Annotated in this window: 22 protein-coding genes; 17 read left to right on the forward strand and 5 right to left on the reverse strand. The window is 44.6% G+C overall.

All coding sequences use genetic code 11. The annotated features are described in order from the left end of the window. The first annotated feature begins 12 nt into the window (after positions 1–12). From OCV44_RS03540 to pgpA, 9 genes are all read left to right on the forward strand, one after another. On the forward strand, positions 13–1,263 hold the full coding sequence (locus OCV44_RS03540; protein WP_139684603.1) for a glutamate-5-semialdehyde dehydrogenase: 1,251 nt from the start codon (positions 13–15) through the stop codon (positions 1,261–1,263). 156 nt (positions 1,264–1,419) lie between these two features. Further along, positions 1,420–1,869, forward strand: a complete 450-nt coding sequence (gene nrdR / locus OCV44_RS03545) for a transcriptional regulator NrdR (RefSeq protein ID WP_004734394.1) — start codon at positions 1,420–1,422, stop codon at positions 1,867–1,869. Positions 1,870–1,909: 40 nt separating this feature from the next. Next, complete coding sequence (gene ribD, locus OCV44_RS03550; protein WP_139684604.1) at positions 1,910–2,989, forward strand: bifunctional diaminohydroxyphosphoribosylaminopyrimidine deaminase/5-amino-6-(5-phosphoribosylamino)uracil reductase RibD; 1,080 nt, start codon at positions 1,910–1,912, stop codon at positions 2,987–2,989. 69 nt (positions 2,990–3,058) lie between these two features. Next, positions 3,059–3,715 (forward strand): riboflavin synthase, encoded by a 657-nt coding sequence (locus tag OCV44_RS03555; protein ID WP_139684605.1) that lies wholly within the window; start codon positions 3,059–3,061, stop codon positions 3,713–3,715. 108 nt (positions 3,716–3,823) lie between these two features. Further along, entirely contained in the window at positions 3,824–4,933 is a 1,110-nt protein-coding gene (ribBA, locus tag OCV44_RS03560) for a bifunctional 3,4-dihydroxy-2-butanone-4-phosphate synthase/GTP cyclohydrolase II (RefSeq protein WP_004734397.1), read from the forward strand. 280 nt (positions 4,934–5,213) lie between these two features. Beyond that, on the forward strand, positions 5,214–5,684 hold the full coding sequence (gene ribH, locus OCV44_RS03565; RefSeq protein ID WP_004734398.1) for a 6,7-dimethyl-8-ribityllumazine synthase: 471 nt from the start codon (positions 5,214–5,216) through the stop codon (positions 5,682–5,684). Next, positions 5,684–6,151: a transcription antitermination factor NusB gene (nusB, locus tag OCV44_RS03570; RefSeq protein ID WP_004734399.1), complete on the forward strand. Its 468-nt coding sequence runs from the start codon at positions 5,684–5,686 to the stop codon at positions 6,149–6,151. The genes ribH and nusB overlap by 1 nt, the downstream gene beginning before the upstream one ends. Before the next feature lie 115 nt (positions 6,152–6,266). Further along, the gene (gene thiL / locus OCV44_RS03575; protein WP_139684606.1) at positions 6,267–7,241 is read left to right on the forward strand and encodes a thiamine-phosphate kinase; all 975 of its coding nucleotides are present in this window, start codon (positions 6,267–6,269) and stop codon (positions 7,239–7,241) included. After that, a complete protein-coding gene (pgpA, locus tag OCV44_RS03580) occupies positions 7,241–7,747 on the forward strand; it encodes a phosphatidylglycerophosphatase A (protein ID WP_076675645.1) in 507 nt (168 codons plus the stop codon). The genes thiL and pgpA overlap by 1 nt, the downstream gene beginning before the upstream one ends. A 143-nt stretch (positions 7,748–7,890) precedes the next feature. On the opposite strand, the gene dxs is transcribed toward pgpA, so the two are convergent. Genes dxs through xseB form a run of 3 tightly spaced genes read right to left on the reverse strand, consistent with a single transcriptional unit; the run spans position 7,891 to position 10,943 of the window. After that, on the reverse strand, positions 7,891–9,774 hold the full coding sequence (dxs, locus tag OCV44_RS03585) for a 1-deoxy-D-xylulose-5-phosphate synthase (RefSeq protein WP_139684607.1): 1,884 nt from the start codon (positions 9,772–9,774) through the stop codon (positions 7,891–7,893). A 21-nt stretch (positions 9,775–9,795) separates the two neighbouring features. After that, positions 9,796–10,680 carry a (2E,6E)-farnesyl diphosphate synthase gene (gene ispA / locus OCV44_RS03590; protein ID WP_139684608.1) on the reverse strand — a complete coding sequence of 295 codons (885 nt, stop codon included), beginning with the start codon at positions 10,678–10,680 and terminating at the stop codon, positions 9,796–9,798. A 20-nt stretch (positions 10,681–10,700) separates the two neighbouring features. Beyond that, the gene (gene xseB / locus OCV44_RS03595) at positions 10,701–10,943 is read right to left on the reverse strand and encodes an exodeoxyribonuclease VII small subunit (protein ID WP_086048875.1); all 243 of its coding nucleotides are present in this window, start codon (positions 10,941–10,943) and stop codon (positions 10,701–10,703) included. 298 nt (positions 10,944–11,241) lie between these two features. On the opposite strand from xseB, the gene pomA reads away from it, so the two are divergent. Together pomA and OCV44_RS03605 are read left to right on the forward strand one after the other, a co-directional pair. Then, a complete protein-coding gene (pomA, locus tag OCV44_RS03600; protein ID WP_009847464.1) occupies positions 11,242–12,006 on the forward strand; it encodes a flagellar motor protein PomA in 765 nt (254 codons plus the stop codon). Positions 12,007–12,017: 11 nt separating this feature from the next. Next, a complete protein-coding gene (locus tag OCV44_RS03605; protein ID WP_139684609.1) occupies positions 12,018–12,965 on the forward strand; it encodes a flagellar motor protein MotB in 948 nt (315 codons plus the stop codon). Between the two features lie 49 nt (positions 12,966–13,014). Here OCV44_RS03605 and OCV44_RS03610 read toward each other — a convergent pair whose 3' ends face one another. Beyond that, complete coding sequence (locus tag OCV44_RS03610; protein ID WP_170213714.1) at positions 13,015–13,158, reverse strand: hypothetical protein; 144 nt, start codon at positions 13,156–13,158, stop codon at positions 13,015–13,017. 146 nt (positions 13,159–13,304) lie between these two features. Here OCV44_RS03610 and thiI point away from each other — a divergent pair, with 146 nt between their 5' ends. The 6 genes from thiI (at position 13,305) to OCV44_RS03640 (ending at position 20,907) form a co-directional block, all read left to right on the forward strand. Continuing rightward, complete coding sequence (gene thiI / locus OCV44_RS03615; RefSeq protein ID WP_139684610.1) at positions 13,305–14,753, forward strand: tRNA uracil 4-sulfurtransferase ThiI; 1,449 nt, start codon at positions 13,305–13,307, stop codon at positions 14,751–14,753. Between the two features lie 672 nt (positions 14,754–15,425). Next, complete coding sequence (locus OCV44_RS03620) at positions 15,426–16,334, forward strand: transcriptional regulator GcvA (protein WP_139684611.1); 909 nt, start codon at positions 15,426–15,428, stop codon at positions 16,332–16,334. Next, on the forward strand, positions 16,327–16,950 hold the full coding sequence (locus tag OCV44_RS03625) for an alpha/beta fold hydrolase (RefSeq protein ID WP_086048880.1): 624 nt from the start codon (positions 16,327–16,329) through the stop codon (positions 16,948–16,950). Before OCV44_RS03620 ends, OCV44_RS03625 begins: the two co-directional genes overlap by 8 nt. Further along, complete coding sequence (locus OCV44_RS03630; protein ID WP_139684612.1) at positions 16,940–17,338, forward strand: DUF423 domain-containing protein; 399 nt, start codon at positions 16,940–16,942, stop codon at positions 17,336–17,338. The genes OCV44_RS03625 and OCV44_RS03630 overlap by 11 nt, the downstream gene beginning before the upstream one ends. Next, positions 17,335–18,426, forward strand: a complete 1,092-nt coding sequence (gene rlmM / locus OCV44_RS03635; RefSeq protein WP_029223102.1) for a 23S rRNA (cytidine(2498)-2'-O)-methyltransferase RlmM — start codon at positions 17,335–17,337, stop codon at positions 18,424–18,426. Before OCV44_RS03630 ends, rlmM begins: the two co-directional genes overlap by 4 nt. 450 nt (positions 18,427–18,876) lie before the next feature. Further along, the gene (locus tag OCV44_RS03640) at positions 18,877–20,907 is read left to right on the forward strand and encodes a TonB-dependent receptor (RefSeq protein ID WP_139684613.1); all 2,031 of its coding nucleotides are present in this window, start codon (positions 18,877–18,879) and stop codon (positions 20,905–20,907) included. Between the two features lie 111 nt (positions 20,908–21,018). Here the strand turns inward: OCV44_RS03640 and lipA are convergent, their stop codons facing one another. Then, positions 21,019–21,984 carry a lipoyl synthase gene (gene lipA / locus OCV44_RS03645; protein ID WP_017096213.1) on the reverse strand — a complete coding sequence of 322 codons (966 nt, stop codon included), beginning with the start codon at positions 21,982–21,984 and terminating at the stop codon, positions 21,019–21,021. Positions 21,985–21,986: the final 2 nt, after the last annotated feature.

A 21,986-nucleotide genomic window follows, 5' to 3' on the forward strand; every position in this document is an offset into this window, starting at 1 on the left:
GGAGAGTTAAACGTGGATTTAACTAACATGGGTATCGCAGCAAAAGACGCTGCGTTCCACCTAGCGACCGCATCAACGGCGCAAAAGAACAAGGCATTGGCGATCATCGCTGATGAGCTAGAAGCAAACGCAGCAACGATTTTAGAAGCGAACGCAAAAGACATCGAACTTGGCCGTGAAGCGGGTTTAACTGACGCACTGCTTGATCGTCTATTGCTGAACGAAGAGCGTCTAACGGGTATCGCTAACGATGTACGTAACGTGATTAGCCTGAATGACCCAGTTGGCAGCGAGATTGACAGCAAGGTACTGGAAAACGGTATGTCACTGTCTCGTCGTCGTGTGCCACTTGGCGTGGTTGGTGTTATTTACGAAGCGCGTCCGAACGTAACTATTGATATTGCGGCACTGTGTCTGAAAACTGGTAACGCAAGCATCCTACGTGGCGGCAAAGAGACATTCTTCTCAAACATGGAGCTGGTTAAAGTCATCCAGTCTGCATCAGAGAAAGCGGAACTTCCTGCTGCTTCCGTTCAGTATATTGAGAAACCGGACCGTGAACTTGTTTCTCAACTGCTTAAGTTGGATGACTACGTGGATATGATCATTCCGCGTGGTGGCGCTAGCTTGCACAAGATGTGTAAAGAGAACAGCACCATCCCAGTTATCATCGGTGGTTTCGGTATCAGTCACATCTTTGTTGATGAAAGTGCGGACCTTGAGAAGTCTGTTGATGTGGTTGAAAACTCTAAAGTTCAACGCCCATCTGCATGTAACTCATTGGATACCTTGTTGGTGCATGAAGTAGTCGCTGAAGCTTTCCTAGCTAAACTGAAACAGCGTTTAGCGGGCAAGGTTACCTTGGTTGCTGACGCTAGTGCAAAATCGTTGCTGGTTGGTTTTGAAGATCAACGTGATGCGGTTGAAGGCGACTTTGACACTGAATGGCTAAGCTACACGCTAGGCGTAAAAGTAGTTGCGGATGTGGCAGAAGCGATTGACCACATGCGCGTACACAACGCGAGTCACTCAGATGCGATTATGACTAATAGCCTAGAAAGCTCTGAGCGCTTTATTAATTCAGTCGGTTCAGCTGCAGTCTATGTGAATGCATCAACACGTTTTACAGATGGCGCACAGTTTGGTTTAGGCGCTGAAGTTGCTGTGTCTACTCAAAAGCTGCATGCTCGCGGCCCAATGGGCTTAGAAGAGCTGACAAGCTACAAGTGGGTAGGTAAAGCGAACTATTTAGTTCGCGGTTAACGCTGGTCGTTAATTTTACTCCTCAGCTCATTTTTGAAATGGCGATCGAGTAGCAATAATCAATGAATTACCACACAAAAGGGCCTTAATTGGCCCTTTTTCTTTCCTAACGTTTGGCAATTCCGTTACACTGATATTCAATTATTTGGAGGTGATATGCATTGTCCTTTTTGTTCAGAGAACGACACTAAAGTAATCGATTCAAGACTGGTAGCCGATGGCCATCAGGTTCGTCGTCGCCGTCAATGCCTTGCATGTAGTGAACGTTTTACGACGTTCGAATCGGCAGAACTTGTGATGCCTAAAGTCATAAAGTCGAATGGAAACCGCGAACCATTTAATGAAGATAAAATGGTAGGTGGTGTACAGCGCGCCCTAGAAAAACGCCCAGTGAGTGCTGATGCAATTGAACTTGCGATCAGTACGATTAAGTCACAACTCCGTGCAACTGGTGAGCGTGAAGTACCAAGCGAGATGATTGGTAACCTTGTGATGGGCCAATTGAAAGAATTGGATAAAGTGGCGTACATCCGTTTTGCCTCTGTTTATCGCAGCTTTGAAGACATCCGAGAGTTTGGCGAAGAAATCGCTAAGTTAGAGGACTAACCCCTCAATCATGTCTAATTTTACTCCCCTAGATTTTAAAATGATGTCGCGTGCTATTCAATTAGCGAAACGCGGCATTTACACCACTGCGCCAAACCCGAATGTGGGCTGTGTCATTGTACAAACCGACGGTCAGATCGTTGGCGAAGGTTTCCATGCCAAAGCCGGTGAGCCTCATGCTGAAGTACACGCGATGAGAATGGCGGGTGATAAGGCAAAAGGTGCGATCGCTTATGTCACACTTGAACCTTGTTCTCATTACGGTCGAACGCCGCCTTGTGCGGAAGGTTTGATTAAGGCTCAAGTTTCAAAAGTGATTTGTGCCATGCAGGACCCAAACCCTAAAGTTGCAGGCCGTGGGATCAAGATGCTACGCGACGCGGGTATTGAGGTTGAAATCGGTTTATTAGAGCAAGACGCTCTCGACTTGAACCCTGCATTTATCAAGCGTATGCAAACGGGCATGCCATTTGTTCAGTTAAAAATGGCCGCTAGCCTTGATGGCCAAACGGCATTGGAAAATGGTCAAAGCCAGTGGATCACGTCGCCAGAAGCGCGTCGTGATGTTCAGAACTACCGAGCAAAATCAGGCGCTGTGTTGTCCACTAGCCAGACGGTAATTGAAGACAACGCTTCGTTGAATGTTCGCTGGACTGAGTTACCAAGTAGTATCAAAGATCATTACGCTGAAGACGAACTGCGTCAGCCAGTTCGTGTGATTCTTGATCGTCAAAACCAACTGCGTCCTGAACTCAAGTTATTCCAGACTCCAACATCAGTGTTGAGAGTAGCCGAAGCATCTGCTGATATTGAAGTCGGAACCACAGGTGCTGAACAGCTTGATTTACACGATCTGATGCGTCAATTACCTGCGAACCATATTGATCATGTTTGGGTCGAAGCGGGTGCGACATTGGCAAAAAGCTTGATTGAAGCGCAGCTAGTGGATGAGCTAATCCTCTATTTAGCACCTAAACTTATGGGCAGTGACGGACGAGGTTTGATGGGCGCATTAGGGCTCACTTCAATGTCTGATGTGATTGACCTAGAAATTAAAGATGTTCGACAGGTTGGTGTGGATATTCGCATCGTAGCGAAACCCGTATTTCGAAATCGATAGTAACGAAACCATAGTGGGAATAGTTCTACTAACCAAATACATGTCGTTGACAACAAAAAGAGTTTTAAAATGTTTACAGGAATTGTAGAAGCCGTAGGTACATTGAGTGCAATCACTCCCCGCGGAGAAGACATCACCGTAACGGTTAACGTGGGCAAGCTTGATATGGCTGACGTTAAGTTAGGCGACAGTATCGCGACCAATGGTGTGTGTTTGACGGTTGTTGAGTATAACGACCACAGCTACAGTGCAGACTTGTCGCTTGAGACCCTGAAAAAAACGGGTTTTGTCGATTACCAAGCGGGCGACAAAGTTAATCTTGAGAAAGCAATGCTACCAACCACGCGTTTCGGTGGTCATATCGTATCGGGTCACGTTGATGGCGTGGGTGAGATTGTTGAGCGTAACCAAGTTGGTCGTGCGATTGAGTTTTGGGTAGAAATGCCAGCAGAGATCTCAAAGTACGTGGCTCAAAAAGGTTCAGTCACTGTAGATGGTATTAGCCTGACTGTGAATGATTTACGCAAGAATGCTTTTAAGCTGACGATCGTTCCTCATACCTCTTCAGAAACGACCATTGATCAATTCAATGTTGGTCGCAAAGTGAATCTAGAAGTTGATGTATTAGCGCGTTACATGGAGCGTTTACTGCAAGGCCAGCAGCTAGAGTCTGAGCCTGAATCTCGACTGACGATGGAATTCTTACAGCAGAATGGTTTTGCCTAACCGTTGGTACAAAGTGCACTAAACATCACTTTGTGAAAGCGAGCAATATCATCAGGTTTAAATAGTGTCGGTTCTAGGAAGCAGAACCATTTCAAAGGATATAGAACAATGCCAATTAGTACTCCTCAAGAAATTATTGAAGACATTCGCCTAGGGAAAATGGTTATCCTGATGGATGATGAAGATCGTGAAAATGAAGGCGATCTGATCATGGCAGCAGAGCATGTTACGCCAGAAGCGATTAACTTCATGGCGATGTATGGCCGTGGCTTAATCTGTCTAACGCTGACCAAAGAGCGTTCAAACCGCATGGGTCTAGCGCCTATGGTTCAAGACAATAACGCTCAATACACGACGAACTTTACGGTTTCAATTGAAGCGGCTGAGGGCGTAACAACCGGTATTTCTGCATCAGACCGCGCTGTGACGGTTCAAGCAGCAGTGGCAAAAGATGCGAAAGCGGCTGATTTAGTTCAACCGGGTCATATCTTCCCACTGACAGCTCAAGAAGGCGGCGTTCTAACACGCGCGGGTCACACTGAAGCGGGCTGTGATTTAGCACGTTTAGCGGGTTGTGAACCAGCTTCAGTTATCGTTGAGATATTAAACGACGATGGCACCATGGCTCGTCGTCCTGATCTCGAAGTGTTTGCAGAAAAGCATGATATCAAGCTGGGTACGATTGCTGACTTGATCGAATACCGTAACAACACAGAAACGACAATTGAGCGCGTTGCACAATGTCATTTACCAACAGAGTTTGGTGACTTTGAGCTTGTGACTTACCGTGACACGATTGATAACCAGATCCACTACGCGATGCAAAAAGGTGACCTGTCTGTGGGCGCTCCTCTAGTACGTGTTCACCTGCATGACACGTTCACCGACCTACTTCACTCAGATCGTGGTACAGAGCGTAGCTGGTCGTTAGATAAAGCAATGAAGCGCATTGGCGATGAAGGCGGTGTGTTGGTTATTCTTGGCAACGAAGAGTCGTCTGATTCTTTGATTCACAAAGTGAAGACATTCGAAGCGCAAGATAAGAACGAGCAGCCAACCATGGCGAAGAAGCAAGGTACCTCTCGTCGCGTTGGTGTGGGTTCGCAGATTCTTCAAGACCTAGGTGTTCACGATATGCGTTTGCTTTCTTCAAGCACTAAGCGTTACCACGCATTGGGTGGTTTTGGTCTTAACGTTGTTGAGTATGTTTGCGAGTAAGTCGATATATCTCTGTTTATAGCAACATAATTTACCGATGATTCCAGTGGCTCTTTTGGTAATTAGTTTTGCCAAAAGAGCCAAGTAGCTAAGCCCGATTCAAAACGTGTTAAATACACGAGCTTGGCTACTTGTTGTTCCGATATGGTTGAGAGCAGCGCTGCATTATCATCTTTACATCGTCGGTGTCTGTTCTTCTAAATTAGCATTAGATATTGCTCACAGTTTTGTGCTAGAATCCGGCGATTCTCACTTGATGAAAATAGTTAAAGGAAGGCTTATGAAAGTGATCGAGGGTGGCTTCCCAGCGCCAAATGCAAAAATTGCTATCGTTATTGCTCGTTTCAACAGTTTTATTAACGAAAGTTTACTTTCTGGTGCAATCGATACTTTAAAGCGTCATGGACAAGTAAGCGAAGACAACATCACTGTTGTTCGTTGCCCTGGTGCAGTAGAACTTCCACTTGTAGCGCAACGCGTTGCAAAAACAGGTAAGTTCGATGCGATTGTATCTCTTGGTACAGTAATCCGTGGCGGTACACCTCACTTTGACTATGTTTGTAGTGAATGTAATAAAGGTTTGGCTCAAGTGTCTCTGGAATTTTCTCTTCCAGTAGCGTTTGGTGTCCTTACTGTTGATACGATCGATCAAGCTATTGAACGCGCAGGAACCAAGGCTGGTAATAAAGGTGCAGAAGCCGCACTTAGCGCACTTGAGATGATCAACGTTCTTTCTGAAATCGATTCCTAATGGGGGCCAGTGTGAAACCAGCCGCACGTCGTAACGCACGTCAATTTGCTCTACAAGCAATTTATTCTTGGCAAATTACTAAAGAAAATATTGCTACCGTTGAAGAACAGTTCTTATCTGGTGGTAAGTATGATGAAGAAGAGCATCATGCCGCAGAACCTGCACTAGCTATGCCAGAAACAGACGTTGCATACTTCCGCGACCTACTAACTGGTGTTGCTCTTAGCCACATGGAACTTGATAGCAAGCTTCGTCCATTCGTATCTCGCCCTATGCAAGATCTGGATTTGATGGAACTAGCGCTTCTACGTTTAGCTATGTACGAGATGACTCGTCGCGAAGATGTACCATACAAAGTGGTTATCAACGAAGCTATCGAGCTTGCGAAAGTATTCGCAGCAGAAGACAGCCATAAGTTTGTTAACGGTGTGCTTGATAAAGCTGCACCGCACGTTCGTAAGAAATAAGACGTTCGTATATTGAATATAAAGGTCAGCTCTCATGCTGGCCTTTTTTGTAACTAAATTTCTGTAATACCAATAATTACGGTGATTTGTATGAAGACCAAAGATAGGGCATGTGATGTCTGGCGAATTTAACCTGATTGAAAAATATTTTGTAAATCGACAACCACAACGGAAAGACGTACATCTGGCTGCGGGCGATGACTGTGCTTTGGTCAAAGCGCCAAGTAATGTTGAGATAGCGATCAGCACAGATACTTTAGTTGCAGGCACACATTTCTTAGCAGAGGCGAATCCTGCATGGGTGGCGCATAAAGCGTTAGCTTCGAACATTAGCGACCTTGCCGCTATGGGCGCGACGCCTGCTTGGGTTTCATTTGCGTTAACTATGCCAGAAGTCAATGAAGAATGGCTTGCTCCCTTCTGTGATTCCTTCTTCAAGCTCGCTGACTACTTTGGTATTCAGTTAATTGGTGGTGACACAACCAAAGGGCCACTAAGCCTTACATTGACTGTGCAAGGGTTTGTACCCGAAGGGCGAGCACTGCGTAGAGATGGCGCCAAAGTGGGAGACTGGATTTACGTAACGGGTAACTTAGGTGACAGCAAAGCGGGCCTAGAAGTGTTACTGGAACCAGAACAGAACAGAGCAAAGCCCTATGCTGCTGAGCTTGAAGAGAGACATTATGTGAGCGCTCCACGAGTGTTAGCAGGTCAAGCGTTGGTGAACCTTGCTTCATCGGCGATTGATATCTCTGACGGTGTTATTGCTGATTTAAAACATATCCTTAAGCGTTCTCAGGTTGGGGCGAGTATTGATGTGAGTACGTTGCCAATTTCTCCAGAACTACGCCAGTTCGCCTCTGATATTGCTTCGGCTCAACAGTATGCGCTGACCAGCGGTGAAGAGTACGAACTCTGCTTTACTGTGCCTGAAGAGAATAAAGGTTCATTGGAAAGTGCTTTGTCGCACACAGGCACAAAAGTCACCTGCATTGGCCAGATAAGACCTGTAGAATATTTTGAATTACACAATAATGGTGAACCACTGAGTTGGAACTTAACTGGTTACGATCACTTTAAGGTTAATTGATGACAAACCCACTTTCTCTTATTTCTCTTAAAAACCCTTGGCACTTACTAGCAACGGGTTTTGGTAGTGGCTTATCGCCTATTATTCCAGGCACCATGGGCACGCTAGCGTCGATTCCGTTGTACCTATTGTTGGTTCAGTTACCGTTTCCTGCTTATGTCGCAGTGGTGGTTGTTAGTTGTATTATTGGTATCAAGATCTGCCAGGTGACCTCTGATGATATGGGCGTACACGACCATGGCTCTATCGTATGGGATGAGTTTGCGGGCTTTTGGATCACCATGGGCCTAGTGCCTTTATTGAATATCCCTACGGACGACTGGAAATGGCTGTTCACTGGTTTTGTCTTATTTCGCTTTTTCGATATGGTGAAGCCTTGGCCAATTGGTTGGTTAGACAAACGAGTACACGGCGGATTAGGTATCATGATTGATGATATTGTTGCGGGCATTATGGCGGCTGTTGCCTTGTACGCAGTGGCACATTTCGCGGGCTGGTTAGTTTAAGTTAGCTGAAGGATTAATACTTAGTTGCAAGCACATTAAGCTAAGTCTCGGATACTAAAAAGGTTGACCCTAGGGCCAACCTTTTTTGCTTTTATTGCTTACGAGCTTACGAGCTTACGAGCTTACGAGCTTACGTGTTAAGGCTATTTAGCAAGATAATCAGAGATCGACTTCTCTATGCCTTTAGCATCTAAGCCAAGCTCTTCATGCAGTTCGCCTTGAGTGCCTTGAGCAATAAACTTGTCTGGTAGACCAAGGTTCAATACTGGCATCAGTAGCTTTTCTTGCATCAAGAATTCAATCACACCCGCGCCGGCACCACCTGCAATCGCGTTCTCTTCGATTGTTACAAGTACATCGTGGTCAGCAGCAAGTTGTTTGATCAGAGATTCATCGAGTGGCTTCACAAAGCGCATATCAGCCACTGTTGCATCGATAGCGTCAGCCGTTTGAAGTGCACTCTCAAGGAAAGTACCGAAGCTTAGGATAGCGACTTTCGAGCCATCTTTTGCTTTTTCGCTTTCACGAACGATACGACCTTTACCAATTTCTAGCGCAGTAAATTCACTTTGAATCTCAGTACCCATGCCATTACCACGAGGGTAACGAACGGCACTTGGACCTGTGTGCTGGTGGCCAGTGTATAGCATTTGGCGACATTCGTTTTCGTCGCTTGGCGCCATGATCACCATGTTTGGAATGCAGCGCATAAAGCTTAAGTCGAACGCACCTTGGTGTGTTTGACCATCAGCGCCGACAAGACCCGCACGGTCAATAGCGAACATAACCGGTAGATCCATGATAGCAACATCGTGGATCAGTTGATCGTAGCCACGTTGTAGGAAGGTCGAGTAGATAGCCACAATCGGCTTATCACCCGCAATCGCCATACCAGTTGCTAGTGTCACTGCGTGCTGCTCAGCAATCGCTACATCGAAGTACTGTTCTGGGTATTCTTTCGAGAAACGCACCATGCCAGAACCTTCACGCATTGCTGGCGTAATTGCCATCAGCTTAGGATCTTGCGCAGCCATATCACACAGGAAGTCGCCAAAAATCTTAGAGAAAGTTGGTTTAGAGCTGGTGCTCTTAGGCAGGCTTGAGTGTGCAGGATCGAATTTAGGTACGCCGTGATAACCAATTGGATCTTTCTCAGCGGGCTCGTAGCCTTTGCCTTTCTTGGTCATGATATGCAGGAACTGAGGGCCTTTTAGGTCTCTCATGTTCTTCAGTGTTTTAATCAGCTCATTCACATCGTGACCGTCAACCGGACCAATGTAGTTAAAGCCTAACTCTTCAAACATGGTGCCAGGGACAACCATGCCTTTTAGATGTTCTTCTGTACGACGAACTAACTCTTTAATCGGCGGAACGCCCGATAGCACTTTCTTGCCGCCCTCACGAATAGACGTGTAAAGACTGCCAGAAAGAACTTGAGCTAGGTGATTGTTTAGAGCACCGACGTTTTCAGAGATCGACATCTCGTTATCGTTCAAGATAACCAGCATGTCATTATGAATATCGCCCGCGTGGTTCATCGCTTCGAAGGCCATACCTGCGGTAATCGCGCCATCACCAATCACACTGACGACTTTACGGTTCTTGCCTTCTTTCTTCGCACTGATCGCCATACCAAGTCCGGCACTGATCGATGTTGAAGAGTGACCAACAGAAAGCGTGTCGTATTCGCTCTCTTGACGCCATGGGAATGGATGCAGTCCATCTTTTTGACGGATAGTCGACAAGCGATCACGGCGACCCGTTAGAATTTTGTGCGGGTAGGCTTGGTGGCCAACATCCCAAACCAATTGGTCAAAAGGCGTGTTGTACACATAGTGCAGAGCCACGGTTAGCTCTACTGTACCTAAGCCTGATGCTAAGTGACCACTTGACTGGCTCACTGAGTTAAGAAGATAGGTACGTAATTCATCACAAAGCTGTGTAAGCGTCTCTTTTGGAAGTAGACGCAAATCCTCTGGCTTATCAGCCAAAGCAAGAGTTGGGTACTTTGATATATCAAGAGTCATAGGTAATGCGCGCTTATTGTCTTAGTTCTTGCGCTCGATGACGTATCGGGCGAACTCTTCGAGTAACTGGGTATTGTATGGGATTGCAGCCAAAGCTTGAAGCGCTTCCTGTAGCAGAGTTTGCGCTTTTTCTTGAGCGCCCTCTAAACCTAACAAAGAAGGGTAGGTGCTTTTGTTCAATTCTTGGTCAGAACCCTGTGGCTTACCCAAAGTTTCAGTATCGCTGGTGATATCTAAAATATCATCTTGAACCTGGAATGCTAATCCAATGGCATCGGCGTACTTGTCTAATTGAGGCATCACTTCAAGCGCTTTTTCGCCAGCAGCAAGTGCACCTAAACGAATCGCACATTTCATTAACGCGCCCGTTTTATTTCGGTGAACTTCTTCTAACTCTTCTAGCGTGACAGAGCGGTTTTCAGCTTCAATATCAAGAGCTTGTCCAATACACATACCTTGTGCACCAGACGCTTCTGCTAGGCGTTGAATCATTCGAACGCGATTGCTTTCCCCGTCAGCACTTAATGTGCCTTCCGCAAGTATAGTAAACGCGAGAGTTTGTAGTGCATCGCCAGTTAAAATTGCCGTTGCTTCATCGTATTTGATATGACAAGTCTGATGGCCACGACGCAATTCGTCGTCGTCCATTGCTGGAAGGTCGTCGTGAATCAGAGAATAGGCATGAATACATTCGATTGCTGAAGCTGGAGTGTCGAGTTCTTCCGCGGTGCAACCGAGCATTTCCCCTGTAATGTAGACAAGAAACGGACGTGCGCGTTTGCCGCCTAAAAGTAACCCATAACGCATCGCGTTAATGAGATTCTGATTTTGGTGTGGCAGGCGATCAAGCCAAAGGTTAAGTTGCTCGTTATTACGTGCTTGATAAGACAATAACGTCTCGATCATAGGGGATCTCATACAATTCGTTATTCTGGTTGTGGGTTAAAGTCACTAAGCTCTGCATTTTCATCGTTGTGCAGTAGGATGCTCACGCGTTGTTCAGCATCGTTTAGTTTACTTTGACCAGCACGAGCGAGGGAGATGCCTCGTTCGAACTTTTTCAGCGCATCATCTAAAGCTAGATCACCATTTTCTAGTTGATCAACCAAGCCATCAAGCTCTTCGATTGCTGCTTCAAAGCTCATATTTTCAGGTTTCTTAGTAGCCATAATAAATCTGCGTTTGGAAAGATGAACGAACGTTACCCTAGGCCGCTGAGATGGTCAAATGTAACCAAGAATTTTTGCTAGAAAGTTCGTTTTTAAGGCGCTTGAATTTACTTTGATTGAATAACCGTGGCTTTATCGAGTTTATACGCTTTGGATAAGGCCAAAGTAAGGCAATAGTTGTGATTCAAAAACGAAAAGTGTGATACTTAGACGAAGAATTAACTAAAAGATCTTATAGTCTTGCCGATAAGAATATTATCGTCGACGTAGAACTGTAAAAAAGCATGAGGAGTGCTCAGTGGATTTAGCAACCCTAATAGGTTTGATTGGTGGATTTGCCTTCGTAATTATGGCAATGATCCTAGGTGGAAGCCTCGGGATGTTCTATGACACGACATCCGTTTTGATCGTGATTGGTGGTTCAACGTTTGTTGTTCTAATGAAATTCACCATGGGACAGTTCTTTGGTGCGGCAAAAATTGCCGGTAAAGCATTTATGTTTAAAGCCGATGAGCCAGAAGATCTTATTGCTAAAGTCGTAGAGATGGCGGATGCCGCGCGTAAAGGCGGTTTCTTAGCACTTGAAGAGATGGAAATCAGCAACAGTTTCATGCAAAAGGGCATTGACCTATTGGTAGATGGCCATGATGGCGATGTGGTGCGTGCAGCACTGCAAAAAGATATCGCGTTAACCACAGAGCGTCACGAACAGGGCGCTAAAGTATTTACAGCTTTTGGTGATGTTGCACCCGCAATGGGTATGATTGGTACCTTGGTTGGTTTGGTTGCCATGCTTTCGAACATGGATGATCCAAAAGCGATCGGGCCGGCGATGGCGGTTGCACTTTTAACCACTCTATATGGTGCAATTCTTTCGAACATGGTGTTCTTCCCTATCGCGGACAAACTTGCTCTACGTCGTGATCAAGAGACACTGAATCGTCGTTTGGTGATGGATGGCGTACTCGCGATTCAAGATGGTCAAAACCCACGAGTTATTGACGGTTACCTGAAGAGTTACCTTAACGAAGGTAAACGTACGATTGATGGTGAAATGGCTTAAGGGGAATAAAAATGGATGAAGAAAATCCATGTAAATGTCCCCCTCCGGGTTTGCCACAATGGATGGGAACATTTGCTGACTTGATGTCATTGTTGATGTGTTTCTTTGTACTGCTCCTTTCATTCTCTGAGATGGACGTACTGAAATTTAAACAAATCGCAGGCTCAATGAAATTCGCGTTTGGTGTACAAAACCGCTTGGAAGTGAAAGACATTCCTAAAGGTACCAGCATTATTGCGCAGGAGTTTCGTCCTGGTCGCCCAGAGCCAACTCCGATCGATGTGATCATGCAACAGACCATTGATATTACGCAGCAAACGCTTGAGTTTCATGAAGGAGAGTCTGAGCGTGCTGGTGGTACGATGCGTGATCAGGGCAAGATGACGGGTGGTAAATCAGCAGAGGTTTCTGCGCACAACAACCAAAACTCAGAATCAGATCAGCAGCAACAGCAAGCTCAAGAACAGTCTCAAGAGATGGAAACCTTGATGGAAAGCATCAAGAAGGCGTTGGAGCGAGAGATCGACCAAGGCGCGATTGAGGTGGAAAACCTTGGTCAACAGATTGTGATTCGAATTCGCGAGAAGGGTGCATTCCCATCGGGTTCTGCTTTCCTTCAGCCTAAGTTCCGACCTTTGGTTAGACAGGTTGCCGAGTTAGTGAAAGATGTTCCGGGTATTGTCCGAATCTCTGGACATACTGATAATCAACGTCTTGACTCAGAGCTTTATCGTTCTAATTGGGATTTGTCATCGCAGCGTGCGGTGTCTGTGGCTCAAGAGATGGAAAAGGTACGTGGCTTCTCTCATCAACGCTTAAGAGTCCGTGGTATGGCAGACACTGAGCCAGTAGAGCCTAACGATACTGAATGGCAACGTAGCTTAAACCGACGTGTTGAAATCAGCATTATGCAGGGCGAACCGCTTTACAGTGAAGAAGTCCCAGTTATTGGTCAGTAGCATGTCGATTTGCGTCTGTTAATATGTGAATGACAACCAAAGCTCAACTTTATACACTTTTAATTAGAAAGAGTGCTAAAGGTTGGGCTTTTTCTTTGCTTGTTTGTACGGCTTCTTGAAGCTGCACTTGTGTCGCTTCGAAATCTGCTACTTTTAATAACATGCAGTTTAATGATGAGGTTGAAGCACGCACTCTTTTCCTTGTTTGATTTTCTCATGTATAATTCGCGCCCTTAGATTTAATATTGATCTATTATTGCTTCAATAACTATGTGAAATGACCTTTTACGTGGTGATGAACCTACTAAAATTTGTGAACCTTATTGGCGTGAAAGTACTATGAAATTTATTGTTAAGCCTCATCCGGAAATTTTTATTAAAAGTGAATCGGTGCGTAAGCGCTTCACAAAGATTCTAGAACGTAATATTCGTACTATTCTTCAGCGTCGTACTGAGTCTGTGGCTGTCTTCAACCGTCGTGACTACATCGAAGTGACGTCTGAGAGCGACAAATACTTTAAAGAAACACTCGAAGTATTGACGCAAACTCCAGGTATTCATCACTCCCTTGAAGTTCAGCAATCAGAGTTTAAAGACCTGCACCACATTTACGAGCAAGTTCTTGAGCGAAGCGGTGCTCTTATTGAAGGTAAGACTTTCTCTGTGCGTGCTAAGCGTCGTGGTAAACATGACTTTACCTCTATCGAGCTAGAACGCTACGTAGGTGGTGGTTTAAACCAAGCGGTTGAATCAGCAAAAGTAAAACTGAAAAATCCAGATGTTACCGTTAAAGTTGAAGTCGAGAACGAGAAGCTAAACCAAGTTATTGAACGTCATAAAGGCCTAGGTGGTTTCCCTCTTGGTACTCAAGAAGATCTGCTTAGCTTGATCTCTGGTGGCTTTGATTCTGGTGTTTCAAGCTACTTACACATCAAACGTGGTTCTAAAGTGCATTACTGCTTCTTCAATCTTGGTGGCCCTGCTCACGAGATTGGTGTTAAGCAAGTTTCTCACTATCTATGGGATAAATATGGTTCATCTGCAAAGGTGAAGTTTATCTCTATCGATTTTGAACCTGTAGTTGCAGAGATCCTGGAGAACGTTGAAGACGGCCAAATGGGCGTTGTTCTTAAGCGTATGTTCATGCGTGCTGGTGGCATGGTTGCAGAGCGTTTCGGCATTGAAGCGTTAGTAACGGGTGAAGCTCTTGGTCAGGTTTCTAGCCAAACACTAACTAACTTGCGTCATATCGATAACGTGACCGATACTTTGATCCTTCGTCCTCTTATCAACTGGGACAAAGAAGACATCATCGACCTGTCTCGTAAGATTGGTACTGAAGACTTCGCTAAAGTAATGCCTGAGTATTGTGGTGTTATCTCTAAGAAGCCAACCGTGAAAGCGAAGAAAGGCAAACTAGAAGCGGAAGAAGCTAAGTTTAACTTCGAAGTGCTAGAGCAAGTGATCGAGAACGCTCGTATTATGGATATCCGTGATATCGAGAAAGAGAGCCAAGAACAGGCACCAGAAGTGGAGCAAGTTCAAGCCGTTGCTGAGCACGCTGTCGTTCTAGATATCCGTAGCCCAGACGAAGAAGACGAAAGCCCGCTAGAGATCGATGGTGTTGAAATCAAACACATCCCGTTCTTCAAGCTTTCAACTAAGTTTGGCGACCTAGATCAAACGAAAGAGTACTTGTTGTACTGTGACCGTGGTGTCATGAGCCGTCTGCAAGCGCTTTACTTGCAAGAGCAAGGCTTCCATAACGTTAAGGTTTACCGCCCATAGTGGTGTGCTGAGCAACCGTTAATAATTTTGCAAAGCCGTTTACTGAAAAGTAAGCGGCTTTTTTATTTTCGATTGTGAATGATTCACAGTGGTCAGACAGATGCGTGAGTTTGGGCGTGCTATCGTCATGCCCAGCTTTAAAATTTTTGATTGATAGAAATCGTAAGTGATAAACGGGCTTATATGTGACTGAAGAAGTGTGAGCATCTTGAGGAATCTGTTATTTTTTAGTGCTACTCAATGGTTCTATTTGTATGTGTTCAGTTGATTATTTGAGTGGGTGTCTAATTCTGTGATTAACGATGAAAAATAATAAAGATTAATTAGCACAGCTATTGATAAACTTATTGTTACTTTTCTTTGCACATAAAAAAACACCGCCCATAAGGCGGTGTAAACAAATTTGACAGACAGGTCAAAATAAATACAGGAAGTATATGTCTCGTTTCAGTATAGAACTGCAACAAAACATTCGGTAGAACTCTACCCAACTCGAAAAGAACGAGTTTGCAAACACAACATCGCAGGAGCTAAACCAATTGATTCTAGAGAGAATCAAGCCGTTCAGGCTAGCTACTGCGGGATGAAATATAGAATTTCTCTGGCCGCTAGGCAATGGACAAATTATAATGTTTCAGATAAAAAAAACTAATGCTTATTTAGAGAGTAACTATGTCTCGTCGATTACCCCCATTAAACTCGCTAAGAGTGTTTGAAGCCGCAGCTCGACACTTGAGTTTTACGCGTGCTGCAGAAGAGCTGTTTGTTACTCAAGCTGCAGTCAGTCATCAGATTAAAGCGCTGGAAGAATTTTTGTCTCTGAAGCTTTTTCGTCGAAGGAATCGTTCTTTGTTGCTGACTGAAGAGGGACAAAGCTACTTCTTGGATATCAAAGATATTTTCACATCACTTGCTGAAGCGACGGATAAAGTGCTTGAGCGAAGTGAGAAGGGTGCATTGACCATCAGCTTACCTCCAAGCTTTGCGATTCAATGGTTAGTGCCAAGACTCGCTGACTTTAATCAACAAGAGCCTGATATTGATGTGCGAATCAAAGCCGTTGATATGGATGAAGGCTCGCTGACCGATGACGTAGACGTTGCTATCTATTATGGGAGAGGCAATTGGTCTGGTTTAAGAGCCGATAAGCTTTATCAAGAATATTTAATTCCTTTATGCTCACCTTCGGTATTGCTTGGAATCAAGCCGTTAGAAACGCTCAGTGATTTGGCATGTCATACGCTACTGCATGATACTTCTCGAAAGGATTGGAAACAGTTTGCTAAGCAAAATGGTATCGATGGGGTAAACGTTAACCATGGTCCTATCTTCAGTCACTCAACCATGGTGTTGCAGGCGGCCGCTCACGGGCAAGGTATTGCTTTGGGTAATAATGTGTTGGCGCAACCTGAAATCGAAGCGGGTCGTTTGATTGCACCTTTTGATGAAGTGTTGGTAAGTAAGAACGCCTTCTATGTGGTTTGTCATGAGAAACAAGCTGACATGGGCCGTATCGCTACCTTCCGCGACTGGATGCTGGCGAAAGCGCAAAGTGAACAAGAGGATTTACTCGATGAATAACGTCATCATTGATGGTGAAGACAATCCAATCACCTTTATCTTTGCACATGGTGCTGGTGCAGGTATGGATCATGAATTCATGCAGTCGGTGGCAAAAGGGTTGGCCTTTAAAGGGATACGCGTGATCCGTTTTAATTTCCCTTACATGATTAAACGTGCTGAAGATGGCAAGCGTCGTCCACCTGACCGAGCCCCTAAGCTGCTTGAAGCCTACCAAGAGATTATTGAGCAGGTTGATGCTGATAAGCTTGTGATTGGCGGTAAATCGATGGGAGGACGCATGGCGAGCCATTTGTCTGAAGTCGATAAGGTGGCAGCTATGGCGTGTTTGGGTTTTCCTTTCCACCCTCCAGGTAAGCCTGAGAAGTATAAAGGTGAGCATCTTGCTGAATTAGAGAAACCTTGTTTAATTTTACAAGGTGAACGTGACACCTTTGGTAAGCGTGAAGAGTTTGCTGATTTTGATCTGTCTGGTTCTATTCGTGTTGAATTTATTCCCGATGGCGACCACAGCTTTAAGCCTCGTAAGAGCTCTGGTTACACCGAACAGCAGAACATAGCTTTAACCGTTGAGAAGCTATCAGCGTTTATCAAAGAGGTGCTTAATGAGAAGTAAGTATTTACTCACCTTTGCAGGTATCTCTGGCGCAATAGCCGTAATGCTAGGTGCCTTCGCTGCTCACGGGTTAAAAGCTTTCTTACCAGAGTATCTGCTAGGCGTGTTTGAGACAGGTGTTCAGTACCAGTTTATCCATACACTAGCAATATTGGCGTGTGGTGCTCTGCTACAGATGAAACTTGGTGCTAAATCACAAAAATATTTTTTCATTGCGGCAATTTGCTTTATCATCGGCATCCTTTGTTTTAGTGGCAGCCTTTATGGCTTAGCACTGACAGGAATAAAATGGTTTGGCCCTATCACTCCGTTTGGTGGTCTACTATTTATCATTGGTTGGGGAGTCTTCTCCTTCGCTGCTTTGAATATAAAAGAGGTAACTCAGTGAAACACGTACTACTTTATTGTCGCTCTGGTTTTGAAAAAGAATGTGCTGGCGAAATTCAAGACAAGGCAACACAACTGGAAGTGTTTGGTTTTCCTCGCTTAAAGAACAATACAGGCTTTGTATTGTTTGAATGTTATCAAGCAGGCGAAGCCGATAAACTGGTTAAAGAGATCGACTTCCAATCGCTGATCTTTGCTCGTCAAATGATCGCGGTAGCGGTCGAAATCAAAGACCTGCCAACCGATGACCGTATCTCTCCAATTCTTGAGGCGCTTTCTGAGAAAGAAGGTTTCCCACGTTGTGGCGATATCCGAATTGAAACGCCAGACACCAATGAAGCGAAAGAGCTTTTGAAATTCTGTCGTAAGTTTACTGTGCCAATGCGTCAAGCTATGCGTGGTAAAGGCCTGATGACAGCGAAAGACAATGTTAAGAAGCCTGTGCTTCACTTATGTTTTATCGCTCCGGGTCACTGTTTTGTTGGTTACTCTTACCCAACCAACAACTCACAGTTCTTCATGGGCATCCCTCGTTTGAAGTTCCCATCAGATGCGCCAAGCCGTTCTACATTGAAGCTAGAAGAAGCATTTCACGTATTCATCCCTCGTGATGAGTGGGACGAGCGTCTGGCTCCGGGGATGTGGGGCGTAGATTTAGGTGCGTGTCCAGGTGGTTGGACTTACCAATTGGTTAAGCGTTCTATGTTTGTTCACTGTGTCGATAACGGCATGATGGCAGATAGCCTAATGGAAACGGGGCAAATTAAGCATCACATGGTAGATGGCTTTAAATTCGAACCTGACCGTAAGAACGTGACTTGGATTATTTGTGACATGGTTGAAAAACCGGCTCGTGTTGCTCATTTAATGGGTGAGTGGATCATCAAAGGCTGGGCGAAAGAAGCACTGTTCAACCTTAAATTGCCAATGAAAGGCCGTTACGATGAAGTACTGCAGGATATCGAGAACCTGAAACAGTTCCTGATTGATAACAAAGTTAAATTCAAGATGCAGGCGAAGCACCTTTACCACGATCGCGAAGAGATCACGGTTCATATTCAGTCGCTTTCGAATATCTCACCGTACTAATATTTTCATTAGTATGTCAGTGATAAAGAAAATGCTCCTTTAAGGGGCATTTTTTGTATCTGAAGTTTGTTATTAGCTTAATTTTCACAGTGTGAGGATAGTTTATTTAGGGTGGTCTATTTATGCTTTTTAGTCACATTTAGGTGTGATTATTGTCAATGTAACTTAGTTTAAAATCATGTAATAGGCGCTCATTAGTACTGATTCTAGATAAAAAAGCCGTAAGCGAATGATACTTACGGCTACCTAGTTCCGCAGTGACACGAAGAAGGGTTTATTTAAAATTCAGCAGTAAATTACAGCAAGAACATCCTAATCAAATTGTATTTTATTATAAGTAAGTAAATGTAAGTAAAGAATGTAAATGATAATTATTACTATTAACATAGTTATTAGTGTCGTGTACCATTCGTGCACTTTTACTTAAATCTATAAAATATAAGTCGCATTATGAAACTTAAAGCATTATCAGTAGCCGTTACGGTTGCCTTAACCTCATTTACAGCATTTGCTGCCGACGAACCAGAAACCGTAGTCGTTATCGGTTCTGCGCTTGACCAATTGATTCAGACTGAAATCAACTCTGACACACTGGAAAAGAAGCAAGCATCAGACATCAAAGATGTTTTGAATACTATGCCTAGCGTTACGGTTGACGGGAACGCACGTTACTCTCGCAAAGTATTTGTACGTGGTATGGAAGACAAATTTGCCGTAGTGACTATTGATGGTGCGCGACAAGAAGGTCAGCTTTTCCACCACTCTGGTGACCAAGCGATTGATCCTGCAATGCTAAAAAGAGCTGAAATTGAATTAGGTGGTAACTCTGCACTGTCAGGTTCTGGTGCTATCAATGGTTCATTTAGCTACGAAACGAAAGACCCAAGCGATCTTCTTAAGCCGGGTGAAAGCGTTGGTGCTCGAGTAAAAACAAGCTATCAAACAGCTTATGAGCGTTTTGCAACCAACGTTGCTGTGTATGCAAAAGTGAACGACAAGCTACAGTTCATGGGTATTGCGAACTATTCAGAAGATGGCGATCTGCACATTCCTGATCAAGAAGCGGTAACCTCTAAGCAGGGTGAGCTTAAGTCGGGTTTGGCTAAAGTTGTTTTCATTCCTAATGATGCCAATGAATTTAAACTGACTTTCAACCGATACAGTGATGGTGGTACGCGTCAGCTTTCTGGTGAAAAGGCGGGTGCTCTGTATGCTGACGATAAACACGACTATCATTCGCTTAATCGCGATACAGTGACGCTACAGCACGAATACGATACGGGTAGTGATCTGGTTCATCTGAAAAGTAATGTTTACTACAACCGTCAATACATGGATCGTGATGCTCTTGAAGGTACCGCTTGGGGCAAAACACTGGCAGGTGATTGGTTCAAAGATGGAAAAATGTCTTACCCTAAGCGTGAATACAATGTAACCACCATTGGTGGCGACATTCGTAACGTTTCTTGGGTTGGTGAGCATGAGCTTACTTATGGTCTTGAGGGCTACAAGGCAAAGCAATGGATTGATGCTGGTCAAGGTGTATATCTAAGCGGTACTAAGAAAGGTCAAACCGAGAACTACAGCATGGATGGTGGTACGGTGACGGCTTATGGTCTGTATCTGCAAGATATGTACGAGTTCAGCGACTTCCGTTTAACCACGGGTCTGCGTTACGACGTTCACAAACTGGGTGGTGTGTACAAAGGTAAATTTGATCAACTATCTCCAAAGTTCAAAGGTGAATACCAAACAACGGAAAACCTAAAACTTCGTGTGGGTTACGGTCGTCTATTTAAAGGCGCGTCATTGCCAGAAACGCTAACGATGAAGGCACCAAGTAAAGTTAAGCAGTCTGATACTAAGGCGATGACGGGTAACAACTACGAAGCGGGCTTTGATTACGAGCTAACACGTTTACTTGCAGCGGATTACGCTATCCTAGGTTTCACGGCTTACACCTATGATCTTGATAACCAAATGCACCCAACTAAGAACAATACAACATTATCTAATAAGTATGATGTTGAAGTTTGGGGTGTAGAGACTGTATTGAGCTATCAGTTAGACGCGTTAAGTGTTTACGCTAACCACTCTTACTCAGATGGCGAGCGAAAGAGCCTGAAAAACGGCAAGACAAGCCACATGAATAAAACCGGTATTCATAACTTTAAGGCCGGTTTTAACTACAGCCTAAACAGCGAGTTTGTGTTTGGTTGGGATTCACGCTTTGTTCCGGGGAACGATTACGAGAACGAAAAAGGCAAAGAGATCAAACGCTCTGGTTTCGCAACGCACAACATTTGGGCGGCTTACACTCCTACTTTTGCTAAAGACCTAGAGATGAACCTGGGTATCGATAACCTGCTTGATAAGAAGTACGCAGAGCATACTGGTTTTGGTATCTCTTGGGGTTCAGAAAAGTACACCAGCTATGAAGCGGGTCGTAACTTTAAAGCTTCTATCGCTTATAGCTTCTAATCTTCTCTTAGCTGAAAGTTACTCTAGAAATAGAGACTTATTAGTCTTGAGTTAGAAAAAAGGCGCTGAACATACAGTTCAGCGCCTTTTTAATTTTGATAAGCAACGTGATTACTTAATTTCCATACCTTGAGCTTGTAGGTCTGCATGGTAAGAAGAACGTACAAATGGACCACAAGCTGCGTGAGTGAAGCCTAGCTCTAGAGCAATCTCTTTCAGCTCATCAAACTCAGAAGGTGGCACGTAACGTTCAACTGGCAAGTGGTGACGGCTTGGTGCTAGGTATTGGCCTAGTGTCAGCATCGTTACACCATGTTCACGCAGATCTTTCAATACTTGAACGATCTCTTCTTTTGTTTCACCAAGGCCCATCATCACACCGGATTTGGTTGGGATGCTTGGGTGCTGCTCTTTGAATTTTCTTAACAGATCAAGAGACCACTTGTAGTTCGCACCTGGACGCGCTTTACGGTATAGACGCGGAGCTGTCTCTAGGTTGTGGTTGAAAACATCTGGCGGGTTGTCTTTCATTAGTTCAAGCGCAACGTCCATACGACCACGGAAGTCCGGAACCAGTGTTTCGATACGAATGTTTGGGTTTTGCTCGCGAATTTCACGGTTACAATCAGCAAAGTGTTGAGCACCGCCATCACGTAAGTCATCACGGTCTACTGAAGTGATTACAACGTACTTCAGTTTCATGTCTTTAATCGTCTTAGCCAGTTTCTTCGGCTCTTCGGCTTCTGGAGCATTCGGTCTACCATGGGCAACATCACAGAACGGGCAGCGACGAGTACAGATAGCGCCAAGAATCATAAACGTTGCCGTGCCGTGGTTAAAACACTCAGCTAGGTTAGGGCAAGACGCTTCTTCACAAACTGAGTGCAGGTTGTTTTTGCGCATTGCAGATTTGATTTCTTGAATACGATGGCTGTCTGAAGGAAGTTTAATCTTCATCCATGCAGGCTTACGTAAAACTTCTTTCTGTTCAGCAGGCATATTCTTTACGGGAATTAATGCCATTTTGTCAGCGTCACGATATTTAACGCCTTTTTCCATTTGGATTGGTTTGCTCATGA

Origin of the sequence: Vibrio tasmaniensis, from assembly GCF_024347635.1 — a bacterium.
GTDB classification, from domain to species: domain Bacteria; phylum Pseudomonadota; class Gammaproteobacteria; order Enterobacterales; family Vibrionaceae; genus Vibrio; species Vibrio tasmaniensis.